This is a genomic window from Streptomyces sp. NPDC002825, assembly GCF_040295385.1.
Taxonomy (GTDB): Bacteria; Actinomycetota; Actinomycetes; order Streptomycetales; family Streptomycetaceae; genus Streptomyces.
The window spans coordinates 21871-37099 of record NZ_JBEOVH010000008.1 but is presented as its reverse complement, the minus strand read 5'-3'; the positions used below and the strand labels follow the sequence as shown (position 1 = coordinate 37099).

The 15229-nt window shown below is 72.4% G+C and carries 12 protein-coding genes; 9 read left to right on the top strand and 3 right to left on the bottom strand.

The window, feature by feature from the left end; translation table 11 throughout:
- The first annotated feature begins 129 nt into the window (after positions 1 to 129).
- The gene (locus ABT041_RS13195; protein WP_351183349.1) at positions 130 to 1311 is read left to right on the top strand and encodes a carboxylate-amine ligase; all 1182 of its coding nucleotides are present in this window, start codon (positions 130 to 132) and stop codon (positions 1309 to 1311) included.
- Here the strand turns inward: ABT041_RS13195 and ABT041_RS13190 are convergent.
- The gene (locus ABT041_RS13190) at positions 1308 to 2570 is read right to left on the bottom strand and encodes a cytochrome P450 (protein WP_351183347.1); all 1263 of its coding nucleotides are present in this window, start codon (positions 2568 to 2570) and stop codon (positions 1308 to 1310) included. The two genes, ABT041_RS13195 and ABT041_RS13190, sit on opposite strands and share 4 nt — an antisense overlap.
- Positions 2571 to 2730: 160 nt before the next feature.
- On the opposite strand from ABT041_RS13190, the gene ABT041_RS13185 reads away from it, so the two are divergent.
- Positions 2731 to 3021: a hypothetical protein gene (locus ABT041_RS13185; RefSeq protein WP_351183346.1), complete on the top strand. Its 291-nt coding sequence runs from the start codon at positions 2731 to 2733 to the stop codon at positions 3019 to 3021.
- 20 nt (positions 3022 to 3041) lie between these two features.
- On the opposite strand, the gene ABT041_RS13180 is transcribed toward ABT041_RS13185, so the two are convergent.
- On the bottom strand, positions 3042 to 4031 hold the full coding sequence (locus tag ABT041_RS13180; RefSeq protein WP_351183344.1) for an aldo/keto reductase: 990 nt from the start codon (positions 4029 to 4031) through the stop codon (positions 3042 to 3044).
- Positions 4032 to 4158: 127 nt separating this feature from the next.
- Between ABT041_RS13180 and ABT041_RS13175 the strand changes: the two genes are divergently transcribed.
- The 5 genes from ABT041_RS13175 to ABT041_RS13155 all read left to right on the top strand — a co-directional run bounded on the left by ABT041_RS13175 (position 4159) and on the right by ABT041_RS13155 (position 12276).
- Complete coding sequence (locus tag ABT041_RS13175; protein WP_351183342.1) at positions 4159 to 4731, top strand: TetR/AcrR family transcriptional regulator; 573 nt, start codon at positions 4159 to 4161, stop codon at positions 4729 to 4731.
- A gap of 352 nt (positions 4732 to 5083) precedes the next feature.
- The gene (locus ABT041_RS13170) at positions 5084 to 8992 is read left to right on the top strand and encodes a Pls/PosA family non-ribosomal peptide synthetase (protein ID WP_351183340.1); all 3909 of its coding nucleotides are present in this window, start codon (positions 5084 to 5086) and stop codon (positions 8990 to 8992) included.
- 44 nt (positions 8993 to 9036) lie between these two features.
- Positions 9037 to 10368, top strand: a complete 1332-nt coding sequence (locus ABT041_RS13165) for a M1 family metallopeptidase (RefSeq protein WP_351183338.1) — start codon at positions 9037 to 9039, stop codon at positions 10366 to 10368.
- 190 nt (positions 10369 to 10558) lie between these two features.
- On the top strand, positions 10559 to 11647 hold the full coding sequence (locus ABT041_RS13160; protein ID WP_351183336.1) for an S-(hydroxymethyl)mycothiol dehydrogenase: 1089 nt from the start codon (positions 10559 to 10561) through the stop codon (positions 11645 to 11647).
- The gene (locus ABT041_RS13155; protein WP_351183334.1) at positions 11647 to 12276 is read left to right on the top strand and encodes an MBL fold metallo-hydrolase; all 630 of its coding nucleotides are present in this window, start codon (positions 11647 to 11649) and stop codon (positions 12274 to 12276) included. The genes ABT041_RS13160 and ABT041_RS13155 overlap by 1 nt, the downstream gene beginning before the upstream one ends.
- A gap of 59 nt (positions 12277 to 12335) precedes the next feature.
- Here the strand turns inward: ABT041_RS13155 and ABT041_RS13150 are convergent, their stop codons facing one another.
- Complete coding sequence (locus tag ABT041_RS13150) at positions 12336 to 13433, bottom strand: HAD family hydrolase (protein WP_351183332.1); 1098 nt, start codon at positions 13431 to 13433, stop codon at positions 12336 to 12338.
- A 265-nt stretch (positions 13434 to 13698) separates the two neighbouring features.
- On the opposite strand from ABT041_RS13150, the gene ABT041_RS13145 reads away from it, so the two are divergent.
- Complete coding sequence (locus tag ABT041_RS13145; protein ID WP_351183330.1) at positions 13699 to 14064, top strand: bifunctional 3-phenylpropionate/cinnamic acid dioxygenase ferredoxin subunit; 366 nt, start codon at positions 13699 to 13701, stop codon at positions 14062 to 14064.
- A complete protein-coding gene (locus tag ABT041_RS13140; RefSeq protein WP_351183328.1) occupies positions 14061 to 15215 on the top strand; it encodes an NAD(P)/FAD-dependent oxidoreductase in 1155 nt (384 codons plus the stop codon). The genes ABT041_RS13145 and ABT041_RS13140 overlap by 4 nt, the downstream gene beginning before the upstream one ends.
- The last annotated feature ends 14 nt before the right edge of the window (positions 15216 to 15229 follow it).

The following is a 15229-nucleotide window of genomic DNA, read 5'->3' as shown; positions in this document are numbered from 1 at the left end:
TCACCTCGCGCGAGGAGGCAGCCGTCGCCCCGCCGGGGTCGCCACCGGTGATCAGGATCCGGGTCCGCTCGCGCATGTCACTCCGGAGGAAGAGGTTTCGGCGTCGCCGTCGGTGACAGGATGATGACCGTGACCAGTGAAGGGCTGACACCCGCGGTACCGGAAGGAGCCGGTTCGGCCACCGGCAGCAGCGCCCCCACGGCGGCCTGGCGCAGACGGGCTCTGACCGTCGGAGCCGAGGAGGAGTACCTGCTGGTCGACCCGGTCACCAGGGAGCTGAGACCGGAGGCACAGAAGGTGGTGTCCGAGGCCGCCGCCGAACTGGGCGAAAGGGTCACCACGGAGATCACCTGCTACCAGATCGAGGCTCGCACCGACCCCCACAGCAGCCTGGCCGACTTCGCGGACCAGGTCCGCACCATGCGCACGGCCGTCGTGCGCGCCGCCGCCCGGCACGGCCTGGGTGTCGTCTCCAGCGGCACGCCCGTCCTGCCGCAGCCCCATCCGCTCGCGGTGACCGACGGCCCCCGGTACGCCAGGAGCGTGGCGATGTTCGGCGCCCTGGACGACGAACAGACCATCTGCGCCTGCCACCTGCACATCGGCATCCCCGACGTGGACCTGGCCCTGCGGGTCAGCAACCATCTGCGCGGCCGGCTGCCGCAGTTGATCGCGCTCGCCGCCAACTCCCCGTACTGGCAGGGACGGGACACCGGATACGCGAGCTGGCGCACCCTGGCCTGGGCCCGCTGGCCGGCTGCCGGACCACCGCCGCACTTCGACTCGACGGCGCACTTCGACGCTCTTGTCGAGGACCTGACGGCGACCGGAACCATCATGGACCGCGGCGGACTCTACTGGGACATCCGCCCCTCCCACCACGTGCCCACCCTGGAGATCCGGGCGTTCGACGCCACGCCGACCGTCGCCGACACCGTGCTGCTCGCCGCGGTCACCAGGGCACTCGTCGCCACCGCCCTCGCGGACATCGAGGCGGGCAGGCCCGCGCTCCGTCCGCCGGCGGGCCTCCTGCGGACCGCGTGCTGGCGCGCCGCACGCGACGGGCTGACCGGAGACGCCGTGGACCTCCGCACCCGGCGCCTCCGGCCGGCCGCCACGCTCGTCGAACGGATGCTGGACGATCTTCGTCCCGCCCTCCTGGACCACGGCGACCTGGACACGGTCACCGCCGGCTGGGCCCGCCTGCGTGCCGTCGGCAACGGCGCCGAACGCCAACGCGCCGCCCACCGGAACCGCGACAGCCCCTCGGACGTCGTGGACGCCCTGATGCGGGCCGTCGGCGCCGCTTAGGTGGTCACCCGGACACTCTGGGGCGCGCGGAAGGAGAGCAGGCCGAGGATCGGCGGTTGCTCGTCCGGAGGAGCGATACGGGCGTTCGGGAGGCGGCGGGCGGCCGCGCGGAGGGCGACGGCGGCTTCCGTCCTGGCCAACGAGGCGCCCGGGCAACGGTGCCGGCCCACCCCGAAAGCCAGGTGGTGGCGGGCGTTCGCCCGGTGCGGGCACATCTGGTCCGGGGCGTCGAACACCTCCGGGTCCGAGCCGCTTCCCATGAGCATCAGCAGCAGGTGCGCTCCGGCGGGGACGTCCACGCCGCCGAGCGTCACGCGCTCGGCGGCCACCCGGCGCCAGGTGGTCACCGGCGGTTCGCGGCGCAGCACTTCCTCCACCCACGCCTCGGCCAGGTCCTGCTCGTCGCCCGCCCGCGCCCACACGCCCGGCTCGGCCAGGGCCCGGTGCAGCGTGGTGGAGATGAGCTGCCCGGTGGTGGACTGTCCGGCGATGAAGACGAAGAAGCAGGCGCCGACCGCGGTCGCGACGTCGAGCGGCCGGCCGTCGGGCAGGAGGTGGCGGGTCAGCGCTTCGAGGAAGGAGCCGGGCGGCTGCGGGGCGGTGCTCACGGTCGCGGTGAGCCACTGGTGGAACTCGCCGACGAGCACGGCCAGTTCCAGCTGCCGCTCGGGCGTGGGTCTGCCCCAGAACAGCTCCAGCGAGGCGTCGCTCCAGCGGACCAGCGTGGCGGGGTCGATGCCGTCGATGCCGAGGAGCTCCATCAGCACCCGGCAGGGCAGGATCTGCGCATAGGACTCGAACAGATCGCAGGAGCCGTTCCCGTCGAGGCGTTCCTGCGCGGCGTCGAGGAGCTCGGAGGCGATGCGCTCGATGGCGGGGACGGCCGCGGCGACGCGCTTGGCATGGAAGAACCGGGTGACCACGCGCCGCAGTCCGTGGTGGCTTTCGGTGCCGTTGTTGGCGAGCGCGGGCGGGAGCCTGAAGCCGGCCCCGGCCAGCACCCGCAGCACGCCCACCGGCAGCGGGGTGACGGCGTGCTGCGCGTTGTCGGGGTGGAACGCCGCCGGGTCCAGCAGGACGCGCCGGATGTCCTCGTACCTGCTGACCAGCCACAGCCCGGTACCGGGGTCCCGGTGCACGGGCGCGTCGGTCCGCAACGTGTCCAGCCAGGGGTACGGGTCGCGGACGAAGCCGTCGCCGAACAGGTCGAGCCGGGGTATCGCGGCAGGTACGGGCAGGTCAAGGGCCTGGGGAGTCACGGCCGGACGCTAACACGCAGACGGTCCGAGCCCGCGTGGGTGTGCCCGGCGTCACGCGAAACCGTCCGTCGGCGCGGACCGTGACCTGCTGGACGCGGACCGGAGGACCGAAGACGTCCGCAGGGCATGTGCGGCGTCACAGCAGACCCGTGTCCCGGGCGTGGAGCGCCGCCCGGGTGCGGTCGCGCAGACCGAGACGGCCGAGGATGAGCGCCGTCACCAGTTGCCTGCTGGGGCGGCTCCCGCACTGTTCCCGCCCCCGGTCACGGTCCTGCACCGACGGCACAGCCACGTCACGGGCCGCGCCGGCGAGCTCGCCTTCGTCGTCAACCTCGGGGCGGTCACCACGGAGCGGGACCGGTGGGGCTCGCGCCTCCGGCTCCGCCCCGCGGGCGACGTCGAGCGGACCGCGGCACTCGGTGCGTCCACCTGCACGGCCGTCAACCCGTGACGACGAGCCGTTGGGTGAAGTCAGACGCCGGCGGCGGAGATCGCGTCGAGTCGGGCGATCGCGTCGGCGGGAAGGCTCAGAGCGAAGCCGGTCAGGTTGTCGGTGAGGTGGTCGAGTGTGCGCGGGCCGATGATCACTGAGGTGACGCCGGGTCGCTGACGTACCCACGCGAGTGCCACAGCGGTCGAGGTCGAGCCCAGCGCTGCCGCGATCTTGGCGGCCTCCTCGGCGATGTCCAGGTTGTGGTCGGTGAGCAGGTCCTCGGCCATGGCCCGGGCCAGGGGTGAGGGGGAGTGCAGCAGCCGGCCCATCCGCGACGTCCGGTCGGGGGCGGCGTCCCGCGCGTAGCGGCCGGTCAGGACGCCGCCGCCGAGCGGCGACCAGGTCAGGGTCCCGAGTCCGTGCCGTTCGCAGGTCGGCAGAATCTCCGGTTCGATGCCCCGGGCCAGCAGCGAGTACTGCGACTGCAGGCTGACGAACCGTGTGCCACCGCCGCGTTCGGCCGCCCACTGCGACTCCACGATCTGGGCGGCGGTGAAGTTCGAGCAGCCGATGTAGCGCACCTTTCCCGAGCGGACGAAGCCGTCGAGGGTCGCCATGGTCTCGTCGATCGGCGTTTCCGGATCCCATTGATGGCACTGGTAGAGGTCGATGTAGTCCGTGCCGAGTCGGCGCAGGCTGGCGTCGAGGGCGCGGGTGAGATGGACACGGGAGAGCCCCCTGTCGTTGGCGCCCGGCCCCTGGGGGAGGGAGGCCTTGGTGGCGAGGACGACGGAGTCGCGTCGTCCTCGGACGGCCCGGCCCACGATCCGCTCGGACTCGCCGCTGGTGTAGGCGTCGGCGGTGTCGATGACGTTGTGGCCGGAGTCCAGGAAGGCGTCGATGATGCGCCGGGCGTCGGTCTCGTCACAGCTGCCGACGCCCACCCCGCCGGAGGGGCCGAAGTTCATGGTGCCCAGGCATGCTCCGGAGACCTTCAGACCGGAGTTGCCGAGCCGTGCGTATTCCATCTTCGGTGGCCTTCTGCTCGTCGGATGCGTCTGGTCGGGCTCGATAGAATCGGATCACGCGTTCCGTTTGGACGATACGGAACAGCTGTTCCGAATGTCAACGAGTCAGCCCAGTCAGGAGAGAGCCGTGACCGAGGAGGCCAAGCCGCTGCGCGCGGACGCCCGGCGCAACAGGGTCCGCGTTCTGGAGGCGGCCGAGACCGTCCTGGCCCGCGACGGGGTCGCGGCGTCGATGCGGGCGGTCGCGCAGGAGGCGGGCGTCGGCCTCGGCACGATCTACCGGCACTTCCCGACCCGGGAGGCGCTCTACGAAGCGATCCTCGTCGCCCGCATGGAGCGCCTGATCGAACACGTGCCGGCCTTGTGCGACGCGGAGGACGCGGGAGCGGCGTTCTTCGGCTTCTTCACCGACATCGTCGACAACGCGACCCGGATGAGGGCCGTGGCCGATGTCCTCTCCGATGCCGGGATCGACGTGAAGGCGGGCATGTCGGAGGTCGGCAGCGCCGTGCGCTCCGCCGTCGAGGCGCTTCTGACCCGCGCCCAGCAAGAGGGCACGGTGCGTGAGGACCTGCGCATGCCTGAACTGCTGGCCCTGCTGGGTGCCGTGTGCATGGCGGCGGAACGCAACCAGTGGGACAGCGAGTTGCGAGACCGGGCACTTGGCGTCGTGTTCGACGGCTGCCGTCCACACCACTGACCCGGCGCGGTGACCTCAGCCACCGACGGTGGGGGATGCGGGGCCGGTCTGGAAACCGCCCGGTTCCGGCCGGGGGAACCGTGTCCCCGCAGTGCCTGCGCGTGGTCCCCGCCGGCAAGGCCGCCGCGACGGATGCGCGGTGTTCCACGGTCGGGCCCCCAGTCCCCGGCCGGAACCCCGCGGAGAGCCGCTGCATTACCTGATTTCCTCGGCAACGCGCAAGGGATTCGACGAGGAAATCCCGGTCGGAGCACTAGACTGACGGGCTGTTTGGCGGCCGGATCGGAACAACCTGGGCAGACCCGGGCTCCACCGGCGACCCGGACGTTCCGGGAGCGAGACGCGAGGGCCGATGTCAGCCACATCTGAGCGCGGTGAACTCACTCTGCTCGACGACGGGGGGACGTACGAGGAGTCCGGCAAAGCGGCCCGGTTCTCCGCCGGCCCCGCCGCCCCGCCCCGTACGCTCGTCGACATCCTCGATGCGACCGTCCTGGCATACCCCGACGAACTCGCCCTCGACGACGGCTCCGCCCAGCTGACCTATCGCGCGCTGGCAGCCGAGGTCGAGCGGCTGCGGCGCACCCTCGCCGCGGCCGGGATCGGGCTCGGCGACCGGGTCGGCGTACGCGTGCCCTCCGGGACCAACGACCTGTACGTGGCCGTCCTCGCCGTGCTCGCCGCAGGCGCCGCCTACGTGCCGGTCGACGCCGAGGACCCGGACGAGCGGGCCGAGCTGGTCTTCGGCGAAGCCGGGGTGCGCGCGGTGCTCGGCGCCGGACAGACCGTCGGGATCACCGGGGACCCCGCGCCCGGCCACGCCCCCGCGGCCCGCCCCGGGCCCGAGCACGACGCGTGGATCATCTTCACCTCCGGCTCCACCGGCATGCCCAAGGGCGTCGCCGTCGGCCACCGCAGCGCCGCCGCCTTCGTGGACGCCGAGGCCGCGCTCTTCCTCACAGAGGAACCGATCGGACCCGGCGACCGGGTCATGGCCGGACTGTCGGTCGCCTTCGACGCCTCCTGCGAGGAGATGTGGCTGGCCTGGCGCCACGGCGCCTGCCTCGTGCCCGTCCCGCGCTCCCAGGTGCGCAGCGGCGCCGACCTCGGTCCCTGGCTGGTGGAGCAGGAGATCACGGTGGTCTCCACCGTGCCGACTCTGGCCGCGCTCTGGGACCCCGCGGACCTCGGCGAGGTCCGGTTGCTGATCTTCGGCGGGGAGGCCTGCCCGCCCGAACTGACCCAGCGCCTGGTGACCGAGGGCCGCGAGGTCTGGAACACGTACGGTCCCACCGAGGCCACCGTCGTCGCCTGCGCCTCGCTCCTGACGGGTGAGGAACCCATCCGCATCGGTCTCCCGCTGAACGGATGGGAACTGGCCGTCGTCGACGAGTCCGGCGAGCCGGTGCCCATGGGCGGCAGTGGCCAGCTCGTGATCGGCGGCGTCGGCCTCGCCCGCTACCTCGACCCCGCGAAGGACGCCGAGAAGTACGCCCCGCTCGCCTCCCTCGGCTGGCAGCGCGCCTACCGCAGCGGCGACCTCGTCCGCGCGGAGCCGGAGGGCCTCGTCTTCCTCGGCCGCGGCGACGAGCAGATCAAGCTCGGCGGCCGCCGCATCGAACTGGGGGAGGTGGACGCCGCACTCCAGGCCCTGCCCGGCGTCGCCGGAGCGGCCGCCGCCGTCCGCACCGCGCGCGGCGGCAACCAGCTCCTCGTCGGCTACCTCGTCACCCAGGAGGGATGGGACCATCCCGCGGCGGTCGAGCGGCTGCGCGCCGAACTGCCCGCGGCCCTCGTGCCGCTCCTCGCACCGGTCGACGAGCTGCCGACCCGCACCTCCGGGAAGGTGGACCGCGACGCGCTGCCCTGGCCTCTGCCCGAACTGGAATCCACCGGCCCCGTCGAGCAGCTCTACGGCACCGAGGCCTGGCTCGCCGAGCAGTGGAGCGAGATCCTGGGGGTGGCCGTCACCGGTGCCGCCGACGACTTCTTCGCGATCGGCGGCAACAGCCTCGCCGCCGCCCAGCTCACCACCCGGCTGCGCGCCCGCTACCCGGCCGCGGCCGTGGTCGACATCTACCAGCAGCCCACCCTGCGCAAGCTCGCCCGCCACCTGGAGCGGTCCGTGCACGACGCCAGCGCGGCCCGGACCGTCGCTCCCGTCCCGCTCCGGTCCCAGGTGGCGCAGTCGCTGCTCCTGCTCCCGCTGTTCACCCTGGTCGGACTGCGCTGGACGGTGGCGCTCCTCGCCCTGGGCAACGTCCTGCACCGGTTCGGGGCCTACCCCTGGGCGCCCACCGCCTCGTGGTGGCTCGTCGCCGCCGGCGCCGCCCTGTTCCACAGCCCGCCGGGCCGGCTGGCCCTCGCGGCCGGCGGCGCACGCATCCTGCTGCGCGGCGTCGAGCCGGGACGCTATCCGCGCGGCGGAAGCGTGCACCTGCGGCTGTGGACGGCCGAACGACTGGCCGACCTCGTCGGCGCGACCTCCCTCACCGGCTCCTGGCTGGAGAGCTACGCACGGGCCCTCGGTGCCAGGATCGGCCCGGAGGTCGACCTGCACTCCCTGCCTCCCGTGACCGGCATGCTCAAGCTCGGACGCGGCTGCGCCGTGGAGTCCGAGGTGGACCTCTCCGGGCACTGGCTGGACGGCGACCGGCTGGAGATCGGCCCGGTCAAGGTCGGTGCGGGCGCGGTCGTCGGCACCCGCAGCGTGCTCTTTCCGGGCGCGCGGGTCGGCAAGCGGGCCGAGGTGGCCCCCGGTTCCGCCGTGACCGGGCAGATCCCGACCGGTCAGCGCTGGGCCGGAGTACCCGCCGTCAAGCTCGGCAAAGCCAAGCGGAACTGGCCCGAGGAGCGCCCGCCGCGCGCCGTCCACTGGCGCGCCGTGTACGGAGCGAGCGGCTTCTGCCTCACCCTTCTGCCCGTGCTCGCCGCCCTGCCGGCGCTGTACGTCGTCAGCCTGTTCGTACCCGCCGGCGCCGGCCTCGCGGAGGCCCTGCGCGGCGCGCTCACGGCCGTGGTGCCCGCGGCGCTCGCCTTCGGGTTCGCGTACGCGCTGCTCCTGCTCGTCCCGGTGCGTCTGCTCAGCCTCGGACTGCGGACCGGGACCCACCCGACGCACAGCCGGGTCGGCTGGCAGGCGTGGACCGTCACGCAGTTGATGGACCTCTCCCGGGAGACCCTGTTCCCGCTGTACGCCGGGCTGGTCACCCCCGTGTGGCTACGGCTGCTCGGCATGAAGATCGGCCGGGGCGCCGAGGTGTCCACGGTTCTCGCGCTCCCGAGCCTGACGACCGTGGGCGACGGCGCGTTCCTCGCCGACGACACCCTGACCGCTCCTTGTGAACTGGGCGGAGGCTGGGTCCGCATCGGACACTCCGAGATCGGGCGCCGGGCGTTCCTCGGCAACTCCGGAATGACCGCGCCGGGACGCAGCGTGCCCGACGACGGGCTGGTCGGCGTCCTGTCGGCCACTCCGAAGAAGGCCAAGAAGGGCAGCTCCTACCTGGGCCTGCCGCCGGTCAAGCTGCCGCGATCCGCGGTCGCCGCGGACCGGAGCCGTACCTACGACCCGCCCGCGCACCTGCTGTGGGCCCGGGGCCTGGTGGAACTGTGCCGGCTCGTCCCGGTGTTCTGCTCGGCCGCGCTCTGCGTCCTGACCGCGGCCGCGCTGTGCGCGCTGATCGCGACGAGCGGGGTCGGGGCCGTGGGGGCCGCGCTGCTGTCCGGAGCGGTCCTGCTCGCCGCAGGGGCGACCGCTGCCGTGGTCTCCGTGGCCGCCAAATGGCTGCTGGTGGGCCGGCACAGGACGGGGGAGCACCCGCTGTGGAGCGGCTTCGTGTGGCGCAACGAACTGTCCGACACGTTCGTCGAGGTCCTGGCCGTGCCCTGGCTCGTCGGATCGGTGCCGGGGACCCCGCTCCTCACCCTGTGGCTGCGTGGTCTGGGGGCCCGGATCGGCCGGGGCGTCTGGTGCGAGAGCTACTGGCTCCCCGAGACGGACCTGGTGACCCTTGCCGACGCCGTCACCGTGAACCGCGGCTGTGTGCTGCAGACGCATCTCTTCCACGACCGGATCTTGAGGACGGATACTGTGGTCCTCCGCGAGGGCGCCGCCCTGGGCCCGAACGGAATCGTCCTGCCCGGAAGCACGGTCGGGGCCCGCAGCACACTGGGACCCGCCTCTCTCGTGATGGCCGGGGAATCCGTCCCCGCCGACACCCGCTGGCTGGGCAATCCGATCGAGGCGTGGCGGGCCTGAAGGGGCTACGGCGTACGAGCACAGCGCAGGGAGCGGAAGCGGCAGTGAGTGGCCAGCGGACAACGGTGTCGGACCCGTACTTTCCGGCCAACGGCGATCCCCGGTACCGCGTGCACCGGTACGAGATCACCCTGGACTACCGTCCCGGCCCCAACCGGCTGGCCGGGACGGCGCGGCTCAGCGCGATCGTCGGCCGGGCGCAGCTCACCGAGTTCGCCCTCGACCTGGCCGAGTTCAAGGTCGGCCGGGTCCAGGTGAACGGCCGGTCACCCCACTACACCCACCGCGGTGGCAAACTGCGCGTCCGGCCGGGAAAGCCCCTCCCCGCGGGAGCCGCCTTCACCGTGGAGGTGCACTGGTCGGGCAACCCCAAGCCGGTACGCAGCCCCTGGGGCGGCCTCGGCTGGGAGGAACTGACCGACGGGGCGCTCGTCGCGAGCCAGCCGGTCGGCGCGCCTTCCTGGTACCCGTGCAACGACCGGCCCGCCGACAAGGCCTCCTACCTGCTCTCGGTCAACACCCCCTCTGCGTACGCGGTGGTGGCCGGCGGACGCCTCCTCACCCGGACGACCAAGGCCTCCACGACCACCTGGGTGTACGAGCAGACCGCCCCGACCTCCAGCTACCTGGTCGGCCTGTCCATCGGCATGTACCAGACCGTGCTGCTCGGCGACCCCGGACTCGACGGTGTTCCGCAGAGCGCCCACGTACCAGCGCATCTGCTCCCGAAGTTCTCCCGGGACTTCGCCCGGCAGCCCGCGATGATGCAGCTCTTCGAGGAGCTGTTCGGCCCCTACCCCCTGGGCGAGTACGCGGTCGTCGTCGCCGACGAGGAACTGGACGTGCCGGTGGAGGCCCAGGGGCTGTCCCTCTTCGGCGCCAACCACGTGGACGGCGTACGGGGTTCGGAGCGGCTCATCGCCCATGAGCTCGCCCACCAGTGGTTCGGCAACAGCGTGACCATCGCCGACTGGCGGCACATCTGGCTGAACGAGGGCTTCGCGAAGTACGCCGAATGGCTCTGGTCGGAGCGCTCCGGCGGTCGCACCGCGCAGGAACTGGCTCTCGCCGCACACGGGTTGCTGACCACGCAACCGCAGGACCTGGTCCTTGCCGACCCCGGCCGCAAGCTGATGTTCGACGACCGCCTCTACCAGCGTGGGGGCCTCGCGGTGCATGCGATCCGCTGCGCGCTGGGTGACGGGGCGTTCTTCCGCATGCTGCGCGACTGGGCCGGCGTGAACCGCCACGGCGTCGTGACCACCGCGAGCTTCGCCGCCCATGTGGCCCGCTACACGGCCGAGCCGCTGGACGCCATGCTCAGGTCCTGGCTCCACGAGCCCTCCCTCCCCCCGCTGCCGGCCCCGCCGATCTAGGGCCTGCCAGCGCTGGGGCATCGCGCCGCCCGGGTTGCGACACCACCCCTGCCGCTTCCTCGGCCGCGCTGCGGTGCGCGTCGACTCCTTGACCTCCCGGGGGCCCTCCACGATGCTTTGTTGCGGCACGTGAGATGCGTGTCGTAATGAGCAACGTCTGCTCAGGTCTCGAACCAGCCGAGGAGTGGTCATGACGCACCAGGTCCGTGCTGTCGTCGCGCGGGGCAAGGGCGCCCCCGTCAGCCTCGAGACGATCATCGTGCCGGATCCCGGCCCGGGCGAGGCGCTGGTGAAGATCGAAGCCTGCGGGGTCTGCCACACCGACCTGCACTATCGCGAGGGCGGCATCAACGACGACTTCCCCTTCCTGCTGGGTCACGAGGCCGCGGGCGTCGTGGAGTCGGTGGGGGAGGGCGTCACCGATGTCGCGCCCGGCGACTTCGTCATCCTCAACTGGCGGGCGGTGTGCGGTCAGTGCCGCGCCTGTCTGCGGGGACGGCCCTGGTACTGCTTCAACACCCACAACGCCAAGCAGAAGATGACCCTCGCCTCGACCGGGGAAGAGCTGTCCCCGGCGCTGGGCATCGGCGCGTTCGCGGAGAAGACGCTGGTGGCGGCCGGGCAGTGCACGAAGGTCGACCGGGCCGCGTCGGCCGCCGCCGTGGGCCTGCTCGGGTGCGGGGTGATGGCCGGCATCGGCGCCGCGATCAACACCGGGAACGTCGGCCGCGGCGACTCGGTCGCCGTCATCGGCTGCGGTGGTGTCGGGGCCGCGGCGGTCGCCGGGGCGAAGCTGGCGGGCGCCGCGAAGGTCATCGCGGTCGACATCGACGACCGCAAGCTGGCGACCGCAGGCCGGCTGGGCGCCACCCACACCGTCAACTCCCGTGCCGCCGACGCGGTCGAGGCGATCCGCGAGCTGACCGGCGGCTTCGGCGCCGACGTCGTCATCGAGGCCGTGGGCCGCCCGGAGACGTACCAGCAGGCGTTCTACGCCCGTGACCTCGCCGGCACGGTCGTCCTGGTCGGTGTGCCCACACCGGAGATGAAGCTGGAGCTGCCGCTGATCGACGTCTTCGGTCGCGGCGGCGCGCTGAAGTCCTCCTGGTACGGCGACTGTCTGCCGTCCCGCGACTTCCCGATGCTCGTCGACCTCCATCTCCAGGGCCGCCTCGACCTGGACGCCTTCGTCACGGAGACCATCGCGCTGGACGACGTGGAGAAGGCCTTCGAGCGGATGCACCACGGCGACGTGCTGCGCTCGGTGGTGGTCCTCTGATGGCGGCCCGCGTCGAACGCCTCGTCACCTCGGGCACGTTCGCGCTGGACGGCGGCAGCTGGGACGTCGACAACAACGTGTGGATCGTGGGCGACGACACCGAGGCGATCGTCATCGACGCGGCGCACGACGCCGAGGCGATCGTCCGGGCCCTTGCCGGACGCACCCTGCGCGCGATCGTGTGCACCCACGCGCACAACGACCACATCGACGCCGCCCCCGAACTCGCCGACCGGACCGGCGCGCCGATCCTGCTCCACGCGGACGATCTGCCGCTGTGGAAGCAGACCCACCCCGAGCGGTCGCCGGACGGCGAACTGGCCGACGGCCAGGTGCTGTCGGCGGCGGGCACCGAGCTCACCGTGCTGCACACACCGGGACACGCGCCGGGAGCGGTCTGCGTGTACGCGCCGGGTCTTGACACGGTCTTCTCCGGGGACACGCTGTTCGCCGGCGGGCCGGGTGCGACCGGCCGGTCGTTCTCCCACTTCCCGACGATCATCGACTCCATCCGGGACCGGCTGCTGAGCCTGCCGGCGGCGACGGTGGTGCGTACGGGGCACGGCGACCCGACGACGATCGGCGCCGAGGCGCCCCACCTGGACGAGTGGATCGCGCGCGGTCGCTAGAGGCCACGGGCTGAGGGGTGGAGAGCCGTGGCTCCCCACCCCTCAGCCCGCCTCGGCCCTCAGCCGCCGATCTCCGCCGGCTTGACCGTCACCCACCCCCGGCCCGCGTCGACGGGCTCGCCCGCCGCCTTCTGCTCGGCGGACCGCTTCTCCTTCTCCGCCTCCAGCCGGTCGGTGTACGCCTGCTTGCGGTTGACCCACACACGGGCGCCGCCCGCCCTGGCGTCCGAGTAGAAGAGCATCCACCAGTCGCTGGGGGAGTCGCCGGCGACGAGGACCGGCCGCTCGTACTCCGCGATGTAGTCGTGGATGCCGGCGAGCTTTCCGACGTACCAGGTTCCCGGGGTCCACAGATAGGGCGTGACGACCTGCCGCCGGTAGCGCTCGGTGCCGTACTCCGCGCCGAACGTGCCCTGCTCGATCTGCTTGCGCGCGGTGGTGAGGCGGCCGGTCTCGGGGTCCTTGAGCAGTGTCGTGACGCCGATGACGTTCTCCGGCGGGACGCCGATGCCGTATTTCGGGTCCGACACGACCATGCGCACGAGTTCCTCGTGCGCGGCGGTCATCACGTAGACGCGGATGCCGTGTTCCTGAAGGCTGCGGATCAGCTCGCGCTGACCCGCGTAGATGCGCGGCGGGTTCACGGTGCTGTGCACCGTCTTGCCGGCGTCGTCGTAGCTGACCGGGATCGGCTTGCCGTAGGCGTACAGCTCGTCGACGTACCGCTTCAGCTCGCCGAGCGTCAGGCCCGAGAACACCTGGGCGATCCACGGGTAGCAGACCTTGTCGTCGATCTCGCAGAGCCGGTTGTAGTAGCCGTAGAGGCTCTCGCCCGCCCGGAACGGTACGAGGCGCAGCGAGGGGTCGACGGTGTCCGGCGTGAGCACGCCCTTCATTTCGAGGAAGGGCAGGAGCGACTCCTCGAGGTCGTACCGCCAGATGGTGTTGTCGGCGTCGAAGACGGCGTAGCGGCCCTGGCCCTCGAACCTGCCGATGAGCTTTTCGAGCTGGTCGCCCTGGGCCTGGGGCCAGTTGGCCAGCTCGACGGTGGGCCGGCCGGAGGTGTCGGCCGCGGCCGTGACGGGTGGGACTGCGGTGGTGCGGGCGGCCGTGGCCGTGGCGCCGGTGAGGACCACCGACAGGACGGCCGCGGTCACGGCGAGAAGGGGACGAGAGGGTACGCGCATGCGGCATCGGCTCCGGGAGTCGGGAGGAGGTGAGTTGTGCGATACGCAACGCAGTGCACTGTTTGGTCCCCAGAGTGAAGTGGTGGCGGGCCTGTCGCGTCAAGGCTCGCGACCGCCTTCTTCCCCCACCCCGCTGCCGCTGTCGAGTCCTTGACAAGGTATGGGGCCACCTCCAGACTGAGTTGCGTAAAACGCAATCCGTTTCGCTATACGCTACGCACGCGACCGAGGTGTCATGATGATTCCCGTGTGCCGACTCGCGGATCTGCCGCGCGGCGAGGCCTATCGGCTCGACATCGAGCCGCCTGTCGCGGTGTTCCACACCGAGGATGGCGAGGTCCTCGCCATCGACGACACCTGTACCCACCAGGACGCCTCGCTCGCCGACGGCTGGCTGGAAGGGTGCGAGGTCGAATGTCCGCTGCACGCCTCCAAGTTCGACCTGCGGACCGGGGCGGTCGACGCTCCGCCGGCCAAACTGCCCGTCCGGACCCATCAGGTGGTCGTCGACGACGGCGTGATCTACCTGCGGCCCTCCGAGGCCGCGCCCAATCTGCCCCCGTGTGTCGCGGCCCGGCTCGGCGCCGGAGGCCCGGCGTGAGGACCGTGGCCGTCGTGGGCGCCTCCCTGGCCGGACTGTCGGCCGCGCGAGCACTGCGGAAGCAGGGCTACGACGGGCGGTTGGTCCTCATCGGGGACGAACCGCACCGCCCGTACGACCGGCCGCCGCTGTCGAAGGAGTTCCTCGCCGGCCACATCGGCGAGACCGACCTCGCCCTCGAGGCGGACGGAGAGGATCTCGGCGCCGAGTGGCTGCTGGGCGTCCGGGCCACTTCGCTCGACCGCGCCGACCGGTCGGTGCGGCTCGCGGACGGCCGTGCCGTGCGGGCCGACGGCATCGTCATCGCCACCGGAGCGGCGGCGCGCACCCTGCCCGGCAGCGAGGGCCTCGCCGGGGTGCACACTCTGCGCACCCTGGACGACGCCCGCGCCCTGCGGGACGAACTGGCCCGCGGGGGGAAGCTGGTGGTGATCGGCGGCGGCTTCGTCGGCGCCGAGGTCGCCTCCACCGCGTACGCCCTCGGCCTCGACGTCACCGTGATCGAGGCGGCCCCCACCCCGCTGGCCGGTCCGCTCGGCGAGGCCATGGGGGGCGTCGTCTCCGCGCTCCACGCCGACCACGGCGTGCGGCTGCTGTGCGGCGTCGGCGTCAAGGGGCTCAGCGGGGAGCGCCGGGTGGACGCCGTCCTGCTGGAGGACGGCCGCAGCGTGCCCGCGGACACCGTCGTCGTCGGCGTCGGCGCCCGCCCGTGCGTCGAATGGCTGGAAGGTTCCGGCGTCGCGCTCGACAACGGCGTGACGTGCGGCGCCGACGGCCGTACCAGCCTGGCCGGGGTGGTCGCCGTCGGCGACTGCGCCAACTGGTACGACCCGCACACCGGAGGCCACCGCCGGGTCGAGCACTGGACCGGCGCGCTGGAACGGCCCGCCGCCGCCGTCGCCACGCTGCTCGCGCACGGTGGGACGGAACCGGGCGTGCCCCGGCCGCCGTACTTCTGGTCCGACCAGTACGGCGTGAAGATCCAGTTCGTCGGCCACGCCGCAGGGGCCGACAGTGTCACGGTCGAGGAGGGCGCCACCGACGAGCGCAGCTTCCTCGCCGTCTACCGGCGGGCCGGCACGCCGGTCGCCGTGCTCGGGATGAACCAGCCGCGGCTGTTCACCCGCTGGCGCAAGCAGTTCACCGCGTGAATGACCCCTCTACG